Source organism: Streptomyces fildesensis, from assembly GCF_016107395.1.
Classification (GTDB): Bacteria; Actinomycetota; Actinomycetes; order Streptomycetales; family Streptomycetaceae; genus Actinacidiphila; species Actinacidiphila fildesensis.
The window spans coordinates 142,657-165,603 of record NZ_JAAIKO010000009.1 but is presented as its reverse complement, the minus strand read 5'-3'; the positions used below and the strand labels follow the sequence as shown (position 1 = coordinate 165,603).

Below are 22,947 nucleotides of genomic sequence, written 5' to 3'. Positions count from 1 at the left end.
CCACCTCAGCGGGAAATGGCCCCGAGTCCACCTCCAGCCTAGACCCGCCCCGGGTACGTGGCGATTCAGCCGATGAGCGGCGGAGCCCGACCACCGCCCGTCACGTACTTTCATTACGCCGGGGTCACGCCGCCCTCTCGCGTCATGAAGGTCCGACGTGGCCGCCCTTGCCGTAGAGAGCTGCCGGCTCGGTCGTGGGGCCGGTGGGCGGGATCATCAGGCCCGCTACCAGGGCCGCGAGCAGCAGGATGCCGGCCACCCACCAGAGGGTGGAGGTGTATCCGCTCATGGTCGCTTCGGCGAGCGGCTTCGACAGCGACGGTGGGAGCCCTCGCTGGCTGCTGGCGCGCCCGCTCCGGGCCAGCTCGTCAAGGCCTGGCGGGAGCCCGGACAGATCGTGCACCCGGGCGACGATGGCCGAGCCGAGGATGCTGCTGAACCCCACGACTCCGATCAAACCCCCGAACTGTTGAGCGGCGTTCACCGATGCCGAGGTCACACCGGAGTCCTGCGGGGTGGTGCCGGCCGTCGCGATGGCGAAGAGCGGCATCAAGGCCATGCCTGTGCCGAGACCGGTGAGGAGCATGCTCGGCAGCACCTGGGCGGAGTAGGTGCTGTCGAGCGTGAGGCGCGTCAGGAGCAGAACGCCGACGGCCACGAGTGCCAGGCCCGGCACCATCAAGGCGCGGGGTCCGACGCGGTGCAGCAGGCGGGCGGAGATCTGGGTGGACCCGATGACCATCGCGCCGACTGTGGGCAGGAAGGCGACGCCGGACCGGAACGGGTCGTAACCGAGGACATCCTGGAGATAAAAGGTCTCGGTCAGGAACAGCGCGACAAGTCCCATACTTGCCACGACCATGGTGAGGAAGGCGCCGAGGCGGGCTCGGTCCCTGAAGACGTAGGGCGGCAGGAACGGGGTCGACGCCTGGGTCTGCCACCCCACGAAGGCCGCGAGCAGCAGGACGCCACCCACCAGTAGGGCCGCGATCCGGGGGTCGGTCCAGCCCCATGTCCCGGCCTTGTTGAAGCCGAGGGTGAGGGCGAAGAGTCCGCCGGTGCCGAGCACCGCGCCGAGTAGGTCCAGGCGCACCGCAGTGCGGCCCGGACGCTCGTGCACCAGGGTGGCCGCGCCGATCCCGGCGACCACGGCGATCAGGACGTTGATGTACAGACCGAGGCGCCAGTCCAGTTTCGTGACCACCCAACCGCCCACGAGCAGTCCGATCGCCGAGCCGCCGCCGGCAATGACACCGAAGACCCCGAAGGCCCTGCCGCGCTCCTTCGGGTCGGTGAAGGAGGTGGCCAGCAGGGACAGCGCCGACGGCCACAGCAGAGCGGCGAAGACACCCTGCAGCGCCATGGCCCAGATGAGCATGTCGCCGCCCGCGGCCGCGCCGCCGAGCGCGGAGGCCACCGCGAAGCCGGCCAGACCGATGATCAGCGCCCGTTTACGGCCCATGAGATCCGCGATGCGCCCGCCGAGGAGGAGCAGACCCCCGAAGGCGAGGGGATGGGCGAGGTACAGCAGGCTCAGGTCGTCGTGAGGGATCTGCAGATCGGCCATGACGGCCGGCTCGATCATGTCCAGGTACGACCCATTGATCAGCACCAGCAACTGTGCCAGCGTGATCACCGCCAGGCCCCACCAGCGCCGGGGATGCGGGCCGTGGACGTCCGCCGGGACAGGGGGCGCGGGCCAGGAGCCGGGGTACGGCCCCGGTGGCGGGCCGAAGCCCGGAGCCGGACGGAAGTCCGCCGGGGCCGTCGGGGTGTACACGGGCATGGGGGGCAGCGGCTGGACGGGGACGACGGAAGCCGGGGCCGGCGGAGCGGTCCGCATCGCAGGGGCATAGTCCAGCAACTGAGCCGCATGTCGGCCGAGTTGGGCCAGCACGGGGCCAGGGAGCCATTCGCCGTTCCCGTCCGCCGCCGTGTGCGCCGCGATCTGCTGCAGTGCGGGCCGCTCGGCCGGGTTCTTGTGCAGACAGGCGCGTACGAGATCGACCAGCGATTCCGGTACACCGGTCAGGTCCGCTTCCTCCTCGGCGATCCGGAAGAGGTGGGCGTTGAGGCCGGTGTCCGTGGCGCCGAACAGGAGGCGCCCGGTGGCGGCGTAGACGAGCACGGCACCCAAGCAGAAGACGTCGCTGGCGGGGGTGAGTTCAAGGCCGCGTACCTGCTCCGGCGACATGAACCCCGGGGAGCCGATCAGCATGCCGGTGCGGGTGTGCAGGCTGTCCCCGGCGAGGCTGTCCATCGCCCGAGCGATGCCGAAGTCGATGACGCGGGGGCCGTCGACGGTGACGAGGACGTTGGACGGCTTCAGGTCGCGGTGGATCAGGCCCACCTCGTGAACAGCCTGCAGCGCGAGGGCGAGGCGGTTGGCGAGGGTGCGTACCGAATGCTCGGGCAGCGGTCCGAAGTCCTTGGCGACCACCGTCTGCAGGTCCGGCCCCGGGATGTACTGGGTCGCCACCCAGGGCACGGCGGCCTCGGTGTCGGCGTCGAGCACGTCCGCCGTCCAGGCCCCGCCCACCCGACGGGCCGCCGCTACCTCTCGCGCGAACCGCTTGCGGAATTCGGGGTGCTGAGCGTGCTCGGCCTGCACCACCTTCACGGCCACGGTCCGTCCGGCCTCCGAACGGCCCAGGTAGACCAGACCCATTCCGCCCGCGCCCAGGCGGGCGATCAGGCGGTACGGGCCCATATGGGTCGGGTCTTCGGTGATCAACTGGTCCACCGCAGCAAGATACTTGAGGAGCCAGGACCCCGGTGTCCGATTCTGGAGTCCGGTGCGGAAGTCCCTTATGCGGGGCGGTGTCGCGACTGCGGCCATCTGCGAGCAACCCGTCCCGCGTGCGGTTCACCCGCTCCGGCGCGTCCTGTCGGCCCTGGTCGGTAAGGTCCTATCGATCGAGCAGCTGGAGCCGCCACCCATGAGCGCACCCCCGACACCCGTACCCCTGACCCCTGGCTGGCCGCACTGCGGGCATGGTGCGGATCCGGCTCACGACCCCATTGGTTGCCGAGGCGTCCACACCCCTGGCAGTACCGCCTGCCTGGCTCACCTCGCCGACGCCGACCGCGCCGCCCACCTCGCCGGCCTGACGTCCGGCAGTGATGTGGACCTCCGCGGAACCCCGCTCACCCGGTCCCTCCTCAACCAGGTCCTCGACGCGGTGCGCGACCCCGCCACGGGGAACCCGCATTTCGGCTCCGCCTACTTCGCCGAGGCGACGTTCCGCGAGAACGTCCGGTTCAACGGGGCGCGGTTCACCGGACCCGCCTGGTTCCACGGTGCACGGTTCACCGGGCAAGCCCGCTTCCGCGAGGTCCAGTTCCACGACGCCGTCTGGTTCACCGAGGCGCAGTTCTCCAAGAGTGTCTGGTTCAGCGGGACACGGTTCATGAAGGACGCCTGGTTCGACGGGACGCGGTTCGTTGAGGACGCCGCGTTCGACATGGCGCAGTTCACCGAGGATGCCCACTTCGACAGAGCGGAGTTCAGCGGACCTGCTGGATTCCGCGAGACCCGGTTCAGCGAGAACGCCTGGTTCAGCGAGGCTGAATTCGCCGTTAATGCCTCGTTCGACACGGCCTGCTTCACCAAGGGCGCCCGGTTCCTCGATGCGCGGTTCAGCGGCGAAGCCGGTTTCGACGGGGTTCAGTTCAGTGGGGACGCCCAGTTCGATGGAGCGCAGTTCGCTGGGGACGCCCAGTTCCTTGCGACGCAGTTCACCGGGGAAGCCGGTTTCGACGGGGCGCAGTTCAGTGGGGACGCCCGGTTCTCCAGCGCGCGGTTTGCGGCAGCGTCGTCCTTCGGGCCGGTGCTCTGTGCCCGGACAGTCAATCTGAGCGGCGCGGTATTCGAGACGCCGGTGACCCTCGAAATCGCGGCGCGTCGAGTGGACTACGTACGGACCCGATGGGAGGCGACGATGACGATGCGGCTCCGCTACGCGGCAGTGGACCTCAGCCACGCGGTCCTGTCCGCCCCCGCCGCGGTCACCGCCCACCCGGCTCCCTTCGCCTACCGCGCGCCGAGCGGCGAGAGCCTGTTGGCCGGGGCAGCTCCCCAGGCCACGGTGCAATCGGTTCAGGGTGTCGATGCCGCGCACCTGGTCCTGACCGACACCGATCTGACCAAGTGCCTGTTCTCCGGGGCCTTCCATCTCGACCAGCTCCGCTTGGAGGGCCGCTGCACTCTCGCCCCGGCCCCCGCCGGCTGGCACCTCCGCGGCATCTGGCCCTACCGGTGGACCCGCCGGCGGACGTTGGCGGAAGAGCACCACTGGCGCGCCCGGAACGCCGGCCAACCCGCACCGGTGGCCGGCCGGCCACCGTCGGCCCGGGTCTGGAGCGAAGGTCCTCACCACCCCGACCCCGGCCTCACTCCCGACCCCGAAGACGTGGCCGCGCTCTACCGACAGTTGCGCAAAGCGTTCGAGGACGGCAAGAACGAGCCTGGCGCCGCCGACTTCTACTACGGCGAGATGGAGATGCGCCGCCACGACCGCGCCTCCACCCCCCGCGGCGAACGCGGCCTGTTGTGGGGCTACTGGCTGCTCTCCGGGTACGGCCTGCGCTCCTCCCGCGCCCTGGCCTGGCTACTGGCAGCCATGTCGGTGACCATCCTCCTACTCAGCGGTTTCGGACTGCCCGACCACGACCCCGACCCCGCCACCACAGGAACCCTCCGCGGCAGCGCCATCAGCCTCACCACCAGCTCACCGGATCCTTCCCTGCGCGGCAGTCTCAGCCGGCGCATGACCGCGGCGCGCACCGAGAAAGCCACTCGCGTCGCCGTCAACTCCGTGGTCTTCCGCTCCTCCGGACAGAACCTCACCACTGCCGGCACCTACATCGAGATGACTTCCCGTCTGCTGGAACCCATCCTCCTGGCCCTGGCCGCACTCGCCGTACGCGGACGCATCAAACGCTGACCGCCGCCATGCGGGCACCGGCCCGATCGTCCGCGCTGAATGCCCAGGAGGCAGCCACGCCTTCATCACTCCAAGTCATTGCACCACTACTCACTGTCTCAACTCCCACGTCCGGTCCAGCGTCAGCACCCCATGGTCGGCACAGTGAGCGGGATCGGCATTGTCGTGGAACGCTGGTAGAGGAGCTGCCGACCGGCCTGCTCAGAGGGCCGCTCCGTGCGACTCCCCTGATCACGGAGGCACCTATGGCCAGCAACGTCAACCAGGCGCAGGCCGCAGGCACCCGTACCGGCGGGTCATCGTTCGCCAGTCAGTCCGGTTGGATTGTGTTCGCGGCGATCATGATGATCTTCAGCGGCGCCATGGCCATCCTCGAGGGGATTTCCGCCATCGCCAAGGACGACCTGTTCGTCAGAACCACGAACTACACGTTCCAGTTCAACCTGACCAGCTGGGGCTGGATCCATCTCATCCTGGGCATCATCGTGCTTCTCGCCGGCTGCGCTCTCTTCTCCGGAGCCCTGTGGGCGCGCGCCGTGGGCGTCATCCTCGTCGGACTGAGCCTGATCGCCAACTTCATGTGGGTGCCCTACAACCCGTTCTGGGCGATCGTCCTGATCGCCATCGACATCTTCGTCATCTATGCCCTGTGCACCCCCGCACGCTCCGGGACATCAGCAGCCCGATCCTGACCGACGAGTGCCGCCGCCGTGAGTTGAGCAGATCCCATCTGCTCAACTCACCGAACGCGGCTCTCCCGTGGAGGCAGCCATGGTGCTTGACCTCGTCGTCATCGGTCTGGCCATCACCTTGGGGCCCCTGCACAACACCGCGTTCATCCTGCTTCTCTCGGGGCTCAAAGGAGTGCGCAAGGGACTGGCGTTCATCCTGGCCTGGCTGGCGTGTCTGGTACTTGTCATCGCCGGAGTGGTCCTGGTGACCGGCGGGGAACCCCTCGTGCACAAGAGTGCGCCGTCCACCGCCGCCCTGGCCGTGAAACTGTTGCTGGGCTTCGGCATGGTGTTCTACGGCGAGCGCAAACGGCGCCGTGGGCGCCGGCCACGCCAGTCCCCCAAGTGGTTCGCCCGACTCGACAACATATCCCTGTGGTCCGCGGCGGGACTGGGAATCCTGCTCCAGCCATGGGGCATCGTCGCCGCCGGTGGAGCGACGGTGGTGCAGGCGAACCTGTCGTCCCTCGCCACCTACCTGGCCTTGATCGGCTACGTCCTGCTGGCCACCTCCAGCCTGCTGGTCATGGAGCTCTACGCCACCTTCAGGCCGACCGCCGCCGCGACCGGACTCAGCGGTCTGCGCTCCTGGATCGAGGGTCACCAGGACCAGGCGATCGTGAGCCTGTCGCTCGGACTCGGCCTATGGCTGGTGGGACAGAGCCTTTACGGACTCGTCAGTTGAGACCACAACCGGCGACCTGAGAACAACCGCGACCGACGGAGAAGACCATGAACCAATCGGTGAGCCTGGCATCGGACTATCCGATGCTGAACCTGTTCTGGACCATAGCGGTCATCTTTCTGTGGGTGCTGTGGTTCATGCTGCTGTTCCGTGTCATCGCTGACATCTTCCGTGACCACGAGCTGAACGGCTGGATGAAGGCCTTCTGGGCGTTCTTCGTCCTGGTCCTGCCGTTCCTGGGCGTCTTCGTGTACCTGATCGTCCGGGGCAGCGGCATGCACGAGCGCGACGTGCACCAGGCCAGGCGCCACGAGGAGGAGTTCCAGACGTACGTGCGTGCCGCCGCCGGCACCAGCAGCACCACCGACGAGCTCGCCAGGCTCGCCGAACTCAAGAAGCACGGCGACATCACGGACAAGGAATTCGAGCAGGCCAAGACCAAACTCCTGGCCTGAGGGCGGAGCGGCAGACCGCTCTTCTCAGCCCGCGACGAGCCTGACGTCCTGCTGCCCGGCCACGTGGAGCCTCGGCAGGGGGAGACCTCCGCTGGAGTCCAGTTCCATCACGGTGGCTTCAACACGGACGGCGCCTGCTGTGACGGTGCCCCGGGCGAGCTTCTCGGAGTTGACCCAACGGTGCTCCGTCTGGTCGCAGACGGCGTTGGTGCCACCGATGCCGTAGCGGACACGGGTGTCGCCCTGGGACACGGAGGAGGACACGAACACGGGGTTCTGTCCACTTGCACAGCGGTAGGTGCCGGAGAGGGTGATGGTCCCGTCGGCTGCGAGACTACCGGTTGGGTCGACGGTCACTACCTCGCTCGGGTCCGCCGATGCCATGGGGACATTGAGCAGGAGCAGCAGCGCGGCACTGGCGACGGCGCCGAGAACGGGGCGCAAGGACATGAGGGCACCTCTGGGAGTATGCAGCCAGGAACAAGAGGTTCCACATGTACCGGATCCCGGCCCTCCGCCGACCGAACGTCCGACGGCATACATCCCACGTCACCCGGTTGCATCACAGCCAAGCGCTTGAGGACAGGCCGGCGGGGAGCAGGCGAACTCGTCAGCAGGGCAGCGTCGAGTCGATCGCGCGGCACGACCGTGCCCGCCTCCGGTGCGGTGGAGGCGGGCACTGCGTGGGTGCGCTCTCGCGTGGTCAGACCTGCGCCGAGTTCTTCGCGTACGGCGACTCGTCGACGAGCTCCGGCGCGGCCGCGGGCGCGGGGCCGCCTTCGCTGAGGCCGAACCGCGCGTGGAAGGTGCGCAGGAAGCCGGGCGCGTACCAGGCCGAGCGGCCGAGCACACGCATCGCTGCGGGTACGAGGATGCCGCGTACGGCGACGGCGTCGATGAGGACGGCCAGTCCGCTGCCGAGGCCGAACATCTGCATGAAGCTGAGCTTGGCCGTCCCGAAGGCGAAGAAGCTCACCGCGAGCAGGCACGCCGCCGCGGTGACGATGCGTCCGGTGTGCCCGAGGCCGTTGGTCACGGCGGACTCGTTGTCCTCGCCCAGGTCGTGGAGTTCCTTGATGCGGCTGGTGACGAACACCTCGTAGTCCATCGACAGGGCGAAGGCGATGCAGAACATCAGCACGGTCATGGACACCTCCATGGGCTGCGCGGTGAATCCGAGCAAGGAGGAGAGGTGGCCGTCCTGGAAGATCCAGGTCATGACGCCGAGCGTCGCCCCCAGGCTGATCATGTTGAGGAGCAGCGCACGCAGCGGCTGCACGACGCTGCCGGTGAACAGGAAGAGCAGGACGAAGGTGGTGAGAGCGACCAGGGCGATGGCGAGTGGGAGTTGGCCGGCGATGGAGTCCTTGGAGTCGACCAGTGCGGCGTCGACTCCGCCGACCAGGGGGTGTGCCCCGGCGGGCGGGGCGATCGACCTCACCTCCTTGACCAGGCTCTGAGCTTCCCCCGACTTCGGTGGCAGGCTGCTCACCACGTTGATCTGCTGTGCGTCGGGGCGGCCGAGGGCGGTGTTGCCGGGGTCGGTCGCCGTGGACCGTCCGCCGGCGAAGACTCCCGTGCTGGTCTCGACGCGGACGACGCCCTTGAGTCCGGACAGTTCGACGGCGTACGACTCCAACGGGGCCTTGCTGACGGGTTGGTCGATGACGACGTGGAGGGCCGCGTCGTCGTTGCCGTTGAACTTCTCCCGCAGGACCGACGAGACCTGGCGGCTCGCGGCGTCGTCGGGCAGCACGCGTTCGTCCGGTGTGCCGAAGGTGATGCCCAGCAGCGGGCTCGCCGCCAGCAGCAGGACCGCGAGCACGGGCAGTGCGGTGAGCGCGGGCCGCCGCATGACCGTGTCGGCCAGCCGTCCCCAGAACGGGGTCCGCGTGTCGGAGCTCCCTCGCCCTCGGTTCGCCCACGGCAGCCGCCCGCCGTTGACCCGGTGCCCCAGGACGATGAACAGCGCCGGCATGACGAACAGGGTACTGAGGGCCGCGATGGCGACGACACCGATCCCGGCGTAGCCGAACGAGCGCAGGAAGTACTGGGGGAACACCAGGAGTGCTCCGAGTGCTGCTGCCACCGTGGCGGCGGAGAACGCGACCGTGCGGCCCGCGGTGCTCACCGTCCGCCGGACGGCGTCGTCCACGCCCGCCCCTGCCGCGAGTTGCTCCCGGAAGCGGCTGACCATGAGCAGGGCGTAGTCGATGCCCAGGCCGAGCCCCAGGGCCGTGGTCAGGTTGATCGCGAAGACGGAGACATCGGTGACGCTGCCGAGGACGAAGAGCTCCGCGAAGGTGCCCACGATGGCGATGGTGCCGATGGCCAGCGGCAGGAGGGCTGCGACCATGCTGCCGAAGACGAGCAGGAGCAGGATGAGGGTGAGCGGCACGGCGATGCTCTCGGCCAGGACGAGATCCTCGCCTGCCTGGGTGCCCATCTCGCTGGTCACGGCTGCGCCGCCGCCGGCCTGGACGGTGAGTGCGCCCTCGTACGGTCCTGCGTAGGCGTCGATGACGCTCTTGGCGTTCTCACCCCGCTCCGTGTCATCACCCTTCACATGGGCGAGCACCATCGCCTCGCGGCCGTCCTTGGAGAGGAGTTCGGGGCCGGCGGTGTCCCAGTAGGAGATGACGTTCTCCAGGTTCGGGTTCTTCTTGAGGTCCGCTACCAGAGCGCGGCCGCTGTGCTGGGCGGCCGGGGCGTCGACGCGCCCTTCGGCGGCGCGGACCAGCAGGACCAGGTTCGTCTCCCCGCCGAACTTCTGGTCGATGACCTTTCCGGCCCGGGTGGACGGGGATGCCGGGTCGTCGTAGCCGCCTCCCAGCAACTTGCCGAACGCGCCGGCGCCCAGGACACCCATGAGGGCCACGGCCACGACGGCGACGATGAGGATCAGCCGGGACCGGCGAATCGCCAGTTCAGCTATGTGTTCGAACACGCACGCTCTCCTTTGGTGTCCCTACGGTGAAAACGACGCGAAGCGGACGGAGTTGACCCATAGGGGCCGGGCGCGCGGTGCTCCGCGGAGTCGGTTCACCCCGTCGGAAACAGGTGCGTGTCGCACCCTTCGTCGCCACGAGCGACGTTAGTGAGGCAGCAGAAACTTTGGCAGTGTTAGATTTTCTTCACACCCTGCCGTTTCCGGGTGGCCCACCGGGGCGACCGTCGTCCGTCGCCGCCTGCCGTAGAGGAACACGCCATGGCTCCGCCCACCCTGCGCGAGCGACGCCGGGCCGCCGCAACCCAGGAAATCCTGGACGCCGCTGAGCGCCACATCACCGAACACGGGCCCGCGGCCCTGTCCCTGCGGGCGGTCGCCCGCAGCCTCGGCATGACGGTGCAGGCGCTCTACCACTACTTTCCGAGCCGCGATGCCCTCGTCACAGTGCTCGTCACCAAGGCGTACGACGACCTGGCCGATGCCGTGCAGGCCGCCGTCGACACCGCGGCGGACGACTCGGCCCTGCCGCGTCTGGTCGTCGCCGCCGAGGGCTACCGCCGATGGGCCATCGCCCATCCCGAGCACTTCCAACTCCTGTACGGAACGCCGCTGCGGGACTACGCGGCACCCACCGACGGCCCGACCACCCAGGCAACACGCCGAATGAGCTCGATCTTCGAGCGCGAGCTGTTCGCGGACTTCACCACGGAGCAACTCGCCGCGGCCGACGCCCCCTCGCTCTCGCCCGCACTCCGGACGTACCTGGAGCAGCTGCCGCACTACGGTCTGGGACATCTGCCGCCCCCCGCGACCGCCCTGCTGCTCAGTGCGTGGGGGCACCTGCACGGCCTCGTCGTCCTGGAGGTGTTCAGGCACACCTCGTTCCTCGGCGACCAACAGGCCGAGATCTTCCGCATGGCCATGCAGAACCTGCTGGAGGACGTCCACCGCCGGATCCCGTGAGCGCTACGGCCCCGGGGGCGCCGCCCTCGTCAGGACGGAAGGGCGCCGAGCTGGCGCAGTTGCGCGAGGACATCGACGACGCCGCGGATCTCGGCGATCCGCCCGCCGGCGAAGCGGAAGATGAAGATCTCGTTGTAGGTGACGGTCCTTCCGGTGGGCGCCAGGCCCCGGTACTCGCCCCGGTGCGTCCCGGTCACCGTGTTCCTGGAGACGACCTTGTCCCCCTCCGTGATCGTCTCCTCGACGGCGACGTGGATGTCGGGGAACGCGCGCAGGAGCAGCTCCCACACCCGCTTCATGGCCTCCCCTCCCGTCGCGCCCATCGGTACCGGCGCGTGGAAGAGCACGTCCGGTGCGACGAACTCGTCGATGGCCTTCGAGATGATGTCCAGGTCACCGCTGTTCACCGCGGAGTGGAAACGGATGAGCGTCGCTGTGTTGCTCGTTGCCCCGGTTGCCGACATTGCGGTCTCTCCTCTGGTCCGTTCCTTCGCCGCCTGCTGGACGGCCCGCCTCAGCAGTACGGCGTCTCTCTGCAGTAGGACGACACAGCCGCCGGGAATGTGACGCGCCGGGCGGACGACGACCCGATAGGGGCTACGTCTTCGTCCGAGGCGTGCGGGCGTCCAACGCACGCGAGGCCGGGCCCCGCAGATCCTCTCTGCGGGGCCTGGCCTCGTGCGCTGGGTGGCTCAGCGGCGCGGCGCCAGCACCTGGGCGAGCACGTCGTGCACGTAGGTGTTGGGGTGCTTGCCGGAGAAGCTTGACAATCTCTTGACCCCCTGAACGTAGAGAGTGATGGGGTATCGCACCTGAACGCCGTGCGTCTACGGGAGGAACCTCCGGGGCCCTTGTCGCCGACTGCTGCTAGGCCGGAAGGGGACCCCGCGCGAGAATCCGGGCCGCGGCGAACTCCTCGCGGGCCTCCTGTTCCGCCTGGTCCAGATAGCCGTACGCGTCGTCGCCGACCGGGATCCGCAGGGGTGTGGGCGCGGCGGCGGCGACGATGTCGAGGACCCGTGCCGCGAAGTCCTCGGGGCGGCCGGTCTCGGGATGGTCCGCAAGGCCGCGGGAGCCTTCGAGCATCTCGCGGTTCGTCCCGTCGTACGCGGGGACCCGATGGCCCGCTTCTGTCATGGACGTGCCGTAGCGCGTGGCGAACATGCCCGGTTCGAGCACGGTGACGCGGATGTTGTGCGGGGCGGCCTCGATGGTCAGCGCCTGGCTCATGCCTTCGAGGGCGTGCTTTCCGGCGACGTAGGCGGCCAGCCCCGGGAAGGCTATCCGGCCCACCACGGAGGAGACGTTGAGGATGTGGCCGTGTCCCTGGGTCCGCATCAACGGCAGGACGAGGCGGGTGAGCCGCCATGGGCCGACCAGCAGCGTCTCCAGCTGGTCGCGGAGTTCGGCGTCCGAGACCTCCTCGACCGCGCCGAACAGTCCGACGCCGGCGTTGTTCACGAGGATGTCGATACCGCCGAGACGGTCGACCGCGATACGGACGGCCTCCTCGCACGAGGCGGCGTCACGTAACTCGAGGGGAATCGGGGTGATACGGCCGGGCCAGGTGGCGGCCAGCTCCTCCAGGTCGGCGGTCTTGCGGGCGGTGACCGCCAGTTCGTCCCCGGCCCGGGCCGCGGCCGTGGCCAGTGCGTGCCCGAGGCCGGAGGAGCATCCCGTGACCAGCCAGCGTCGTCCCATCGTTCCCCCGTCATGACTGAGTTGTTCCGGATGATCGTGGCGCCCCGCGGTGACCGCCGTGCCGTCGCCGCCCCCGCGGAGTCACGGTCGCTGCCGCCCGGCTGATGGCCGCAGTTCATGGTCAGGGGGTTCCGGTGCACGGTCACCCCTCCCGCGGGGGCGCACGGAGACGCCCGGGCGCACAGACAGGCGCCCCCACGCGGCCGCCGCAGGCACGATCGGCGGCCACCCCGACGGTCAGCTCACGGCGGCACCGGCCCATCGGACGATGGCGCCGATGCCGGGCCGACGTCCCGTGGAGTGATCTGACTCACACGCTGTCACAGGGACCGGCCCCGCGGTGTCTTGTGCCCGAATAGCAGACAACGAATGGAGACACCGTGACCGGGAACAGCAATGTGGTCGTGATCGGCGGAGGATACGCCGGCGTCATGGCGGCCAACCGCCTGACGCAGCGCGACGACGTGACCGTGACGCTGATCAACCCGCGCCGGAGCTTCGTCGAGCGGATCCGGCTGCACCAACTGGTGGGCGGGTCCGACGACGCTGTCGTCGAGTACAGCGAAGTCCTGCGTGCGGGAATCGAGTTGGTGGTCGATTCCGTGGCCCGGATCGACGCGGCCGAACGCAGCGTGGCGTTGGCGTCGGGCGGCGCGGTCGGCTACGACTATCTGATCTACGCGGTGGGCAGTGGCAGCGCCGACCCGCGCGTGCCCGGAGCGGGCGAGTTCGCCTACCCGATCGCCAGTCTGGAGGAGGCACAGCGGCTGCGGCCGGTCCTCGACGCCGCGCCGGCAACGGCCGCGGTGACGGTGGTCGGAGCGGGTCCGACCGGTATCGAGACCGCCGCCGAACTGGCGGAGGCCGGCCGCACCGTGACCCTGGTCTGCGGAGGGGTGCTCGGCCCGTACCTGCACCCCCGGGGCCGACGCTCGGTCGCCAAGCGGCTGGCCACCCTCGGAGTGACCGTGCTCGACGGCCCCGGCACGAAGGTGACGGCGGTGGCGCGCGACACCGTCCAACTCCGCGACGGCCGCACGCTGCCCAGTGCGGTAACCGTGTGGACCGCCGGCTTCGGTGTGCCGGACCTGGCCGCCCGCAGCGGGCTGAGCACCGACGCCGTGGGCCGCCTGCTCACGGACGAGACGTTGACCAGCGTGGACGACGAGCGCATCGTCGCGGCCGGGGACTCGGCGGCACCGTCGGACCTGCCGCTGCGGATGAGCTGCCAGGCCGCGATGCCGCTGGGCGCGCGGGCCGCCGACACGGTGCTCAGCCGGATCGCCGGTGAGCAGCCCTCGCCCCTCAACCAGGCGTTCGCCGGCCAGTGCATCAGCCTGGGCCGGCGCGCCGGCATCTTCCAGTTCGCCCACCGCTACGACGTCGCGCTCTGGTTCCACATCGACGGTCGCTCCGGTGCGAGGCTCAAGGAGTTCGTGTGCAAGGGGATCGTCAAGCATCTGGCCGACGAGGCGGGCAAGCCCGGTTCGTACAGCCTGCACCGCGTTTCCGGAGGTGCCAAGCGCCAGCAGTTGCTGCAGGACCGGCGCGGCGAGACGAAAGCCACCGCCCAGCCCGCGGCCTGACCTGGCCCCCGGGGCGGATCCGGGCTGCTGACGAATGAGAATCTTGCCGTCGATACACGCTTGAAGGCCGTCGGCAACCAAGGCCGGCCGCGAAGGAGAAGGGTCGAGATATGAGCGACCAGGCCACTGACCTGGCGACCGAGACGTTCGTCGCCCACCGCAACCTGCTCTTCACCGTCGCCTACGAGATGCTCGGATCAGCGGCCGACGCCGAGGACGTCCTCCAGGAGACGTGGCTGCGCTGGGTCAAGGTCGACCTGGAGCAGGTGCGCGACCAGCGCGCCTACCTGGTCCGGATCACGACCCGGCAGGCGCTCAACCGGCTGCGCGCGATGAGTCGCCGCAGGGAGGCGTATGTCGGCCAGTGGCTGCCCGAGCCGCTGCTCACCGCGCCGGACGTGGCCGATGACGTCGAGCTCGCCGAGAGCGTGTCGATGGCGATGATGCTCATCCTCGAGACGCTGTCGCCGACCGAGCGCGCCGTCTTCGTACTGCGCGAGGCGTTCGATGTCGGCTACGACGAGATCGCGGCCGCCGTCGACAAGAGCCCCGCGGCCGTCCGCCAGATCGCGCACCGCGCCCGCCGGCACGTCGACGCCCGGCGCCCTCGCCAGGTGGTCTCCCAGGGCGAGACCCGGGCCGCCCTGGAGTCGTTCCGGCGCGTACTCGAAACCGGCAATCCGCAGGACCTCCTCGACGTGCTCGCCCCGGAGGTCGTCCTGATGGGCGATGGCGGCGGAGTCAAGCGGGCCGCGCTGCGGCCGATCATCGGCGCCGAGAAGGTGGCCCGCTTCATGATCGGTGGTCTCGGCAAGGAGAAGAGCCCGATCACTGTCGCCCCCACCATGATCAACGGCAACCCGGCACTCCTCGTACACCTGGACGGGGAGCTCGACGGCATCATGGCGGTCCGTGTCGAGGACGCCCGCATCAGCGGCATCTACTACGTCCGCAACCCCGAGAAGCTGTCCCGCGTCGCATCCGAGACCCCGCTCACCCTGGGGTGAGGCCTCGTACGCGCTCTTCGGTCCCCGGGTCGAGAGCGGCGGGCCGGCCGTCGGCGCGGGGCAGTGGACGCCCCGCGCCGACGGAGACGGATCAGAGGGCGCTGAGGGCGAGCCATGCGGACCATGAGACATTCCAGTCTCCGTAGCCGTTGCCGGCGGCGACCTGGTCCTTGGATCCGGTGACGCGGATGACGTCGCCGGGGATGACCTGCTCGAAGAAGCGGCGGGCCGTTCCGTCGCTGGCGAGGCCTATGCAGCCGTGGGTGACGTTGCTGTGGCCGCCGTAGGTGTTGGCCTTGGGGTTCTCGTGGAGGTAGGTGCCCGAGGTCGTGAGGTGGACGGCGTAGTTGTACCGCCCGAGGTAGGAGTCGCCGTAGCCGACCGTGCGGGAGTCCATCATCACCGAGCGTTCCTTGTCGGAGACGACCATCGTGCCGTTCCAGGTGTCCATACCCGGTGCGCCCGCGGTGATCGGGATGGTCCGGTTCGCGGCTCCGTCCTTGACGACGGTCATCCGGTGGGTGCGGACGTCAACGGTGGCGACAAGGGAGCGGGCAATGGTGAAGGTACGGGAGATACCGGGGCCCGCGTGGAGGCTGACCTTGGTGCCCGGCTTCCAGTAGGCCTTCGGGCGGAAGTCGACGCGCTGGCCGTCGTTCAGATTGCGGTCCTTGATCCAGGCCCAGCTCCCCGTGACCCCCGGGTCGGCCGTGACCTTCAACAAACGCTCGACGTCGGCGCGTTCGGCCGCGGGTATCGGGTGCTTGAAGGTCACCGATATCGGCATGCCGACGCCGACCTCCAGACCGTCGGAGATATTGACCGAGGCGGTGGCCAGACGGTCGAGGGCGGCCCGGGACGGCGCGGGCTGCGTGGGCTCGGTCGCGGTCGGCGCGGCGGCAGCGGCCGTGGTGGCGGGCCGGCTGCGCTCCGCTGCGGCGGCGTTCGGTGTCACACCGGCGCCCTGGCATGCGGTGAGCGACAACCCGCCGATCAGGCCGACTGCGGCGAGAGCGGTGGTGGCGCGGTGACGGACGCGGGTGTGGCGTGGCATGGGATCCTCCCCCGGGGAAAGACAGCTGCAGGTCAGCTGGCTCGGTACGGCTTCTGTACGCATGGGAGGGGCGGCAGGTTGCATCTGGGACACGGAAATCTCCGCAGGGAACCACGAGCCCGGAACGGGAGTCCTTGCGCTCGTGACCGAGGAGGAATTCGATGTCTTCTACGCGGCGGCGTTCCCCCGTCTCGTAGGGCAGCTGTACGCGCTGACGGGCGATCACAGCGAGGCGCAGGACGTGGTGCAGGAAGCCTTTGTACGGGCCTGGGACCGGCGCGGGGCACTCCTGGCCGAGGGCGCGCCGGAGGCGTGGATCCGTACGGTGGCGGTACGGCTCGCCGTGTGTAGGTCCGCATTCGGATTGTCCCGTTCTGATCTGGCGGCCTGGGCTTTTCCAGCTGTCTCATTTGAGGGACGCGGCACTTCCGTCTCACGATCTTGTCCCTTGAAGTCTGAACCGCTCCGACTTTCCTGCCGGTGGATTGCTGGCTGGCGATCAGCCGGCCCCTGGTTGGGTCTGGGCGACTCGTCGGCAGGCCAGGGCGGCGTGGAGTGCGGGCAGGTCGCTGGCGCGGATAGGGACGAGGCCGGTGAGAGCAGCGATCTTGCACAGCCGGTACAGCACGCAGACGGCAAAGCACGGTGTTGGGGTGGATCTGCAGGCGCACAGCGGTGCAGTGACGGTCGTCGTCACAGTCGAGGAACGCGGCGAGGGTGTCGAGTAGATCCTTGCGTCCGTCAAGGGGCTCGAGCAGCGCGGGGCGACATTCTGCCGTGCGGGGCCGGGGCGGCTGCGCTGGTATTCCAGTGCCAGGTACTCCGGCCCGTACTGCCCCGGTTCGCGGCCGGCTGCCGCAGCGACCTGGACGAGTTCGGCGGACACGGGCGCGGCCTGGGCGACGGCAGCCGGTTCAGCGGCCACCGCGGCGGGCCAGCACGTGCGCGCCGGCCAGGCGGGCCAGGAGCGTCGCAGTCTCGGTTGCCGCCCTGACAGTCGGTGTCCGTGGGTAAAGAGGGCGGCTGGAGACAAGGTGATCTGCTCGTAGGAGACGCGTGCAGGAAGTACGCCCCCGGATGTGTGGCGTCGTCATCGGGCGTCCCGCGGGGCGGTGGGCGGTCAGGCTGGATTCGCGCTTGGACCCCTGCTTCTCAGGACGCGCGCAACCAGTGCGCAACCAGTGCGCAACGTCTCCGCTCTAGAACGTGATCTGCGCAATCTGATCCAGGCATCCCGAACGGATGGAGCTCGTCCCGCCCGCCTCCTTGGCGACCTGTCGCCATTCGGTATGGCTGTGCATGACCTCGCTCTGGATCGACCTCGTGGGACCCACGAGGAGCGCGGCTTCCCTTCGTCTCCTGGAGATCACTGATGCGTCGCCGCTTCGCCCTTCCACTCGCCGCGGTAGTTCTGTCGCTCCCGCTCGCCCTGATTCCCGCTGTATCTGCTTCAGCTGCCCCTTCCGACAAGTCGCGGGTCCTCAGCTCCTGGACCCAGACAAGCGTCTCCAGCTACAACGCCTTCAACGCCGCCCGCAGCAACCGGGGCGCTTGGACTGCATATGGTTTCAACTGGTCGACGGACGCCTGCAGTACCTCCCCCGACAACCCGCTCGGCTTCCCCTTCCAAAAGGCCTGCATCCGCCACGACTTCGGCTACCGCAACTACAAGGCGGCCGGCACGTTCTCCGCCAACAAGTCCCGAATCGACTCCGCGTTCTACGCGGACCTCAAGCGCGTATGCGCCGGCTACTCCGGAGCAAAGCGGACCTCGTGCAACAGCACGGCATGGGCGTACTACCACGCCGTCGACATCTTCGGCAGCACACCGGTCAAGGCGCACTCCACTGAACTGCCGCAGGCCGCCTGAGGAGTTTGCCGGCATCACCTCCCCGGCGGCCCAGAGACCGCCCCGTGATTTGTCATGAGCAGAAAGAACCCTCCCATGCCGTCTCGTTTGCGTCTGCGCTCCGCCCTCACCACTCTGGCCCTCGTCCTCAGCGCGCTCTTCATCCCCGGCATCGGCGTCCTCGGCAGCGGCGCCTCCCAGGCGCACGCAGCCACCAAGCTCACCCACTCCCAGGCAACCGCCCGCTTCAGCTCATCCGGTATCACCTGGTCGTCCTCGGGCGGCTGCTCCAACCGGAACGTCTCCACCTGTACGTCCTTCGATCAGCTCAACCTCTCCACCGCCCAGGGCGCCCAGGTGCTGAAGCGCGCGACGGGCTGCGCGCTGAACATCACCGGCGGCACGGAGACCGGACACGCCGGTGGCACCTACTCGCACTGGAACGGCTACAAACTCGACTTCGCCAAGCGGACGTGTCTCACGAACTACATCAAGCGCACCTTCGCCTATATCGGCGTCCGCGGCGACGGCGCTCCTCAGTACAAGTCCGGATCCGGCAATGTCTACGCCGATGAGGGCAGCCACTGGGACGTGACGTTCTACAACTGCGGCGGGTGCTGACACGGCACGCCCAGCGCTAAGGCTCCCTCGTCCGGCGGGGGGTCTTCCCCGCAACGAGTACATGATCATTGGGTGACTTCGGCCAGCTCGAGACGGAGTCAGACCTTCCGCGGGCAAGTCCTTGTCACGGCCGACGGGCCCTGTACCTGTGACAGTTGCCAGGTCCCCGTCCGAGATGTGCATAGTTCGACGGCCCCGGCGGTCTGCGTCGGCCGGCAGTCTCTTGCCGACCAGCCAGGGAAATCAGGGAGGCCCGTGATGCACACCCCCGCTTCACCCCAGCCCCACGCAGGTCCGCCGGGGACGGGCGGGTTCGAAGAACAGAGCCGAAGAACAGAGCCGATCAAGCATCAAGGAGAAACCAGAGAATGCTCCGACGAACTCAGGCACTGATACTCGGGCTGGCCACAACAGCCGCGGTCGCCGTCGTGCCCCTGGTGGCCGGACAGGAACCCTCGGCCGACGCAGCGGTCCGCAAACACGTGACCACGGACTACACCCTGCTGCGGCGAGCCCCCCACTCCTACGTGATAGGAACCGCCTACCGCAACTGGACTGTGGATGTCCACGGGGATCAGAACAGCGGATATCGCTGGGGCCGCATCTACGGCGACGTGAACAGCTGTTTGTGGATCTACTCGGGTGCCGTCGCGGGGGATGCGTCCAGCGGTGACAGCTGCGGAGCAGCGACGAGTCTGCCGACCTCGACATTCACCAACGGCCAGATCGGCGGCTCCACCGATGACGGTGCCACGGTAGCCACCGTGGCGGGCGCCAGCTGTCGAACGTGGGACGGAAGCCACATCACCGGCTATGGCAATGTGCGTCCTTGGCAGGCCACCGCGACCCCCAGCTCGACGGTGAACGGCCGTGTCGCCATCGGGCAGACCGTGCTGTGGCGGTATGTCTCGCGCGACGGCAAGTGGGTCATGATCCGCGATCAGCGCGCCGGCGGCACCGATGGCTCCGGCCAGCAGAGTTGGTACTTCATCCCTCGCAGCTGCCTGCCGGCCCACCTGCCCGGCTGACGCCTTCAGGTCAACGGCACCGGGCCGGTGAATAGCTGGCGGCCCGACAACCACCTGCCTTCCAGGCCCCACGAGAGGCGTGGTGAAGAACCCTCACCCGCCCCGCAGGGGGTGAGGGTTCTTTCACCCCCAGGTCAGGCCCCGCGGGGGCAGACACTGGGCCAGGAGGAGCCATCATGCGGTGACGTCACACGGCGGGGTCGTGCCTACTTCGAGGACACCCACGCCCGCGGCCGGCTCATGGAATTTTCGCGTTTGCCGACCGGATCAGGCAGCAGCTCTCGAAACCCATCGGGCAGCTCCGCGCCAGCCCTTGTGCGGGGCCGGGGCCGCCCTCCGGCGCCTACGCACCTTGAGCCCGGCCCCGTCTGTCACTCGGCTGTGGGGGAGTCCGTCCAGAAGTTCCGGGCGAGCCCGCGTCGCTTCTGCCACAGTGCGTTTTTGTCCCGGAAGCCGATCACGCCGGCAGATTGATCGGCGTCCTCGATACGCCATGCGCCGTTGACCGCGCCGGACAGGCCGGCCGACAATTTCTCAAAGGCCTGGGCGGTCTTGAGATCCGCTTCGACGCCGTTGTTGATGATGAATTTCAGTTGCCGAACGGCCTGCTGGTTCTTGCTCAACACCACCTCCACCAATTTCTCGACGGCAGCGTCGAGCTGTTCGTCGGGCACAGCCCGGTTCCACAAGGTGAGTTGAACGGCCCGAGATGCCGGGTGCAAGGCCCCCAGCAGGTTGATCTCCTTCGTCAACCGCCGTCCGATCAGTCGTGCCATCCGCGTGGTGCCGCCCCAGCCCGGGGTGATGCCGACATCAACCTCCGGCATGCCCCACCTTGCGCTTGTTGCTGCGACTACGAAGTCACAGGCCATGGTGATCTCCAGACCGCCACCGACCGCGTAGCCGTCGACGCGCGCCACTGTCACCTTGTCGAGCTGCTCCAGCGTGTCGGCCATGTGCTGGTAGCCCGTCACTCGGCGCATGACTTCGTCGGCGTTGCCCCATCGGTGCATTTCGGTGATGTCGTCACCGGCGCAGAACGTTCCGCCGGCGCCCTCGATGACCAGGACCTTGACGGTGGAGCTGTCACGTACGCGCTCCAACGCGTGGGTCAGCTCATCGGACAGGCGAATCGACAACGCGTTGCGGGCCGAGGGGCGGTTCAAAGTGATGCGGGCGACGGGTCCGTTCTCGGCGAACACCAGTTGCTCATATGGCGGGCTGACGCGGTGGGCCGACGGAGCCGGGGCGGCGCCGTCCTCGATGTGGGTCACGCGATCTCCCTGAACGAGTAGGTTGCTTTCTGCTACCGACACCGTGGCATGGTCGATAGCAATATGCAACCAACTCACGTAACCTGCTGTCATGGAACGCATGAGAGGTATGGACCACCAGGCGGACTCCGTGGCGGCCGCCCTGGAACAGGTCGGCGACCGATGGACGTTCCTCGTGCTGCGCGAGTGCTTCTTCGGCGTCCGGCGGTTCGCGGACTTCCAGCGCAACCTCGGGGTGGCACGCAACATCCTGTCCGACCGCCTCGCCAAACTGGTCGACCACGGAATCCTCGAACGGCATCGCTACAGCGAACGGCCACCGCGGGAGGAGTACCGGTTCACTGACAAAGGACGGGACCTGTACGGCATCACCGTCGCCTTCATGCAATGGGGCGACCGCTGGGTCGTCGACAAACCATCGCTCACACTGACCCACGCGAGCGACGGCGGGGCTGTAGAGCAGGTGCTGCGCTGCACCCACTGTGAAGAACATCTGGACCCCCGTGACATCGCCTACGATCAGCACAGAAAAGCAACCAACCCGCCCGAAGTCGGTTAACGACGGGACGGCGCCCGGCCCCCTGCACCCGCGCACCGCGAAGCCTCCGGGTACGGGGCCAGCGGCGGCTTGGCCGAATCGGTCACGCGCATCCAAGCCCAGTAACTGCCGGACGTCGGGGACTCGGCGTTGACCGGACCAGCCGGTGGGTGTAACTGGCTGCTCCCCGCCGCCGGAAGGCAAGTGCATCGAGGGGGCCGTGCGCTGCTCCTAAACGGCGGCGCTCCGACCGAGGCGAAGTAGGCAAGGCGCGTCGTTGCAGTCCCGATCGGCGGCATGCCCCGCCGCATCTCAGGACGTCATGGAAGCTCTCCCAGATCCGGCCACGGTGCGCGATGGCACGACAACCAAAGCGCGAGTCGGTACCAGAATGCCCGGCCGCGTGCCGGCCAGTACTGTCCGGTGCAGATGGAGGCTGCGGCGCTGGCCGCGGTGACCAGCCGGGCGAAAGATGTGCCTTCACGGAGCCGCCGGCAAGCGCGCAGGTCTACCTTGCGGATCCCGCGGGCGCCGACTCGTCCGGACGATCGTCGGGCGCAGAGTCTGTGTCAATGGACGCCCATGTACTCAGAGGGGTCCGCGGTGGACCTGGGCTCGGTTCGCGATCAGAAGATCGCGATCGGATTGACCGCGAGCCCGGTGGTTCCCGTGATACGCGGTGGCGCGAGAACGAGCATGAAGCTCCACCGCTGTAGGGAGGCACACCGGTCGGCAAGGTCGTCGAGGTGGGCGGCGTCCACCAAGGGCAGACCGAGCCGTGCCAGTGCGACCTGGTGCATTGGCATCGGGAAGCTGGGTGGGCGGGCGTCGCTGATGTCACCGATATAGAGAGCTGCACCGTGCTGGTCCAGCCACTCGACGGCGCTGAGGTCCAGCCCTGGGACGGGCTGCGTCATGGGCTGGTTCACGTCCCAGCCACCGCGGACGACGATCGCGTCGCCTGGGTGCACCGATGTACCTGCTCGGTCGAGCGCCGCGTCGAGGTCTGTTCCGCTGACGCGGCAGTCCGCGTCGAGTCTGCCGCGATCGGGGGCCAGGTCCAGGAGGACGCCTCGTGTGACGATGCCCCCAGCGGCGTGGTCAGCGGAGGCGTGGCGTACTCCGGTGGGTGTGACGGCGTCCTGCAGCGCGACGCCGGGATAGACCTTGTCGCCGACAGGAATGTGTGAAAGCGCGTCGAAGTGCGTCAGTCCAGCGTTGTGCGTGTTGATGAGCAAGGAGTCCGTGAGGGCCATGGGCCGGGCTCCGTTGAAGTTCACGACCTGCATGACGGGCGCAGGCATCGTGGCGGGATTCCCGACGGGTGCGAGGCCAGTGGTGAGCGGTATGGGGGCAGTGGGACGCGCAAGGCTCACCGAGGTCGCGTCGTGTACTTCGGCCGCGGCGCGTGAGCGTGCCGCGTCGTCGATCAGGTTGAGCGCACCGATCTCGTCGGCGTCACCCCAGCGTCCCCAGTTGAGGGGCAGATCGTTCTCGTTCATACGGATCTCACTTTCCTCGTGTCCTGGGGCTTTGCCGCAGTGTCGTGCCGCAGCAAA

Annotated in this window: 19 protein-coding genes and 2 pseudogenes; 12 read left to right on the top strand and 9 right to left on the bottom strand. The window is 68.5% G+C overall.

Going from position 1 to position 22,947, the window contains the following annotated elements:
* Positions 1 to 142 precede the first annotated feature (142 nt).
* Positions 143 to 2,743, bottom strand: coding sequence for an MDR family MFS transporter (locus C6N31_RS43875; RefSeq protein ID WP_244808951.1), 2,601 nt, complete (start codon positions 2,741 to 2,743; stop codon positions 143 to 145).
* A gap of 196 nt (positions 2,744 to 2,939) precedes the next feature.
* Between C6N31_RS43875 and C6N31_RS16680 the strand changes: the two genes are divergently transcribed.
* The 4 genes from C6N31_RS16680 to C6N31_RS16665 all read left to right on the top strand — a co-directional run bounded on the left by C6N31_RS16680 (position 2,940) and on the right by C6N31_RS16665 (position 6,817).
* A complete protein-coding gene (locus C6N31_RS16680; RefSeq protein WP_138352393.1) occupies positions 2,940 to 4,946 on the top strand; it encodes a pentapeptide repeat-containing protein in 2,007 nt (668 codons plus the stop codon).
* A 245-nt stretch (positions 4,947 to 5,191) separates the two neighbouring features.
* Complete coding sequence (locus C6N31_RS16675; RefSeq protein WP_138352392.1) at positions 5,192 to 5,638, top strand: DUF7144 family membrane protein; 447 nt, start codon at positions 5,192 to 5,194, stop codon at positions 5,636 to 5,638.
* A gap of 79 nt (positions 5,639 to 5,717) precedes the next feature.
* The gene (locus C6N31_RS16670; protein WP_138352391.1) at positions 5,718 to 6,362 is read left to right on the top strand and encodes a GAP family protein; all 645 of its coding nucleotides are present in this window, start codon (positions 5,718 to 5,720) and stop codon (positions 6,360 to 6,362) included.
* Positions 6,363 to 6,409: 47 nt separating this feature from the next.
* On the top strand, positions 6,410 to 6,817 hold the full coding sequence (locus C6N31_RS16665; protein WP_138352390.1) for an SHOCT domain-containing protein: 408 nt from the start codon (positions 6,410 to 6,412) through the stop codon (positions 6,815 to 6,817).
* Between the two features lie 24 nt (positions 6,818 to 6,841).
* Here the strand turns inward: C6N31_RS16665 and C6N31_RS16660 are convergent, their stop codons facing one another.
* Positions 6,842 to 7,267 (bottom strand): DUF6299 family protein, encoded by a 426-nt coding sequence (locus C6N31_RS16660; protein WP_138352389.1) that lies wholly within the window; start codon positions 7,265 to 7,267, stop codon positions 6,842 to 6,844.
* Between the two features lie 253 nt (positions 7,268 to 7,520).
* The gene (locus C6N31_RS16655; RefSeq protein ID WP_198357750.1) at positions 7,521 to 9,764 is read right to left on the bottom strand and encodes an MMPL family transporter; all 2,244 of its coding nucleotides are present in this window, start codon (positions 9,762 to 9,764) and stop codon (positions 7,521 to 7,523) included.
* Positions 9,765 to 10,025: 261 nt separating this feature from the next.
* On the opposite strand from C6N31_RS16655, the gene C6N31_RS16650 reads away from it, so the two are divergent.
* The gene (locus C6N31_RS16650; protein ID WP_198357749.1) at positions 10,026 to 10,730 is read left to right on the top strand and encodes a TetR/AcrR family transcriptional regulator; all 705 of its coding nucleotides are present in this window, start codon (positions 10,026 to 10,028) and stop codon (positions 10,728 to 10,730) included.
* Between the two features lie 29 nt (positions 10,731 to 10,759).
* Here C6N31_RS16650 and C6N31_RS16645 read toward each other — a convergent pair whose 3' ends face one another.
* Together C6N31_RS16645 and C6N31_RS16640 are read right to left on the bottom strand one after the other, a co-directional pair.
* Positions 10,760 to 11,194 carry an ester cyclase gene (locus tag C6N31_RS16645; RefSeq protein WP_138352386.1) on the bottom strand — a complete coding sequence of 145 codons (435 nt, stop codon included), beginning with the start codon at positions 11,192 to 11,194 and terminating at the stop codon, positions 10,760 to 10,762.
* 403 nt (positions 11,195 to 11,597) lie between these two features.
* A complete protein-coding gene (locus C6N31_RS16640) occupies positions 11,598 to 12,431 on the bottom strand; it encodes an SDR family oxidoreductase (RefSeq protein ID WP_138352385.1) in 834 nt (277 codons plus the stop codon).
* Positions 12,432 to 12,811: 380 nt separating this feature from the next.
* Between C6N31_RS16640 and C6N31_RS16635 the strand changes: the two genes are divergently transcribed.
* Positions 12,812 to 14,017 carry an NAD(P)/FAD-dependent oxidoreductase gene (locus tag C6N31_RS16635; RefSeq protein ID WP_138352384.1) on the top strand — a complete coding sequence of 402 codons (1,206 nt, stop codon included), beginning with the start codon at positions 12,812 to 12,814 and terminating at the stop codon, positions 14,015 to 14,017.
* 110 nt (positions 14,018 to 14,127) lie between these two features.
* Positions 14,128 to 15,024, top strand: a complete 897-nt coding sequence (locus C6N31_RS16630) for an RNA polymerase sigma-70 factor (RefSeq protein WP_138352383.1) — start codon at positions 14,128 to 14,130, stop codon at positions 15,022 to 15,024.
* A 91-nt stretch (positions 15,025 to 15,115) separates the two neighbouring features.
* Here the strand turns inward: C6N31_RS16630 and C6N31_RS16625 are convergent, their stop codons facing one another.
* Entirely contained in the window at positions 15,116 to 16,078 is a 963-nt protein-coding gene (locus C6N31_RS16625; RefSeq protein ID WP_138352382.1) for a L,D-transpeptidase, read from the bottom strand.
* A 142-nt stretch (positions 16,079 to 16,220) separates the two neighbouring features.
* On the opposite strand from C6N31_RS16625, the pseudogene C6N31_RS43870 reads away from it, so the two are divergent.
* A pseudogene (locus C6N31_RS43870) lies at positions 16,221 to 16,430 on the top strand (sigma factor); the annotation flags it as partial.
* Between the two features lie 283 nt (positions 16,431 to 16,713).
* Here C6N31_RS43870 and C6N31_RS46090 read toward each other — a convergent pair.
* Positions 16,714 to 16,836 (bottom strand): annotated as a pseudogene (locus C6N31_RS46090) (helix-turn-helix domain-containing protein); the annotation flags it as partial.
* A 614-nt stretch (positions 16,837 to 17,450) separates the two neighbouring features.
* On the opposite strand from C6N31_RS46090, the gene C6N31_RS16610 reads away from it, so the two are divergent.
* The 3 genes from C6N31_RS16610 to C6N31_RS16600 all read left to right on the top strand — a co-directional run bounded on the left by C6N31_RS16610 (position 17,451) and on the right by C6N31_RS16600 (position 19,576).
* A complete protein-coding gene (locus C6N31_RS16610; RefSeq protein ID WP_138352381.1) occupies positions 17,451 to 17,948 on the top strand; it encodes a phospholipase in 498 nt (165 codons plus the stop codon).
* Positions 17,949 to 18,023: 75 nt separating this feature from the next.
* Positions 18,024 to 18,548: a hypothetical protein gene (locus tag C6N31_RS16605; RefSeq protein ID WP_138352380.1), complete on the top strand. Its 525-nt coding sequence runs from the start codon at positions 18,024 to 18,026 to the stop codon at positions 18,546 to 18,548.
* A gap of 368 nt (positions 18,549 to 18,916) precedes the next feature.
* On the top strand, positions 18,917 to 19,576 hold the full coding sequence (locus C6N31_RS16600; RefSeq protein WP_138352379.1) for a hypothetical protein: 660 nt from the start codon (positions 18,917 to 18,919) through the stop codon (positions 19,574 to 19,576).
* Between the two features lie 371 nt (positions 19,577 to 19,947).
* Here the strand turns inward: C6N31_RS16600 and C6N31_RS16595 are convergent, their stop codons facing one another.
* Positions 19,948 to 20,850, bottom strand: coding sequence for an enoyl-CoA hydratase/isomerase family protein (locus C6N31_RS16595; RefSeq protein WP_187144708.1), 903 nt, complete (start codon positions 20,848 to 20,850; stop codon positions 19,948 to 19,950).
* A gap of 91 nt (positions 20,851 to 20,941) precedes the next feature.
* Here C6N31_RS16595 and C6N31_RS16590 point away from each other — a divergent pair, with 91 nt between their 5' ends.
* Positions 20,942 to 21,409 (top strand): winged helix-turn-helix transcriptional regulator, encoded by a 468-nt coding sequence (locus C6N31_RS16590; RefSeq protein ID WP_198357748.1) that lies wholly within the window; start codon positions 20,942 to 20,944, stop codon positions 21,407 to 21,409.
* Positions 21,410 to 22,014: 605 nt separating this feature from the next.
* Here C6N31_RS16590 and C6N31_RS16585 read toward each other — a convergent pair.
* Positions 22,015 to 22,890: a cyclase family protein gene (locus C6N31_RS16585; RefSeq protein WP_138352377.1), complete on the bottom strand. Its 876-nt coding sequence runs from the start codon at positions 22,888 to 22,890 to the stop codon at positions 22,015 to 22,017.
* Positions 22,891 to 22,947 lie beyond the last annotated feature (57 nt).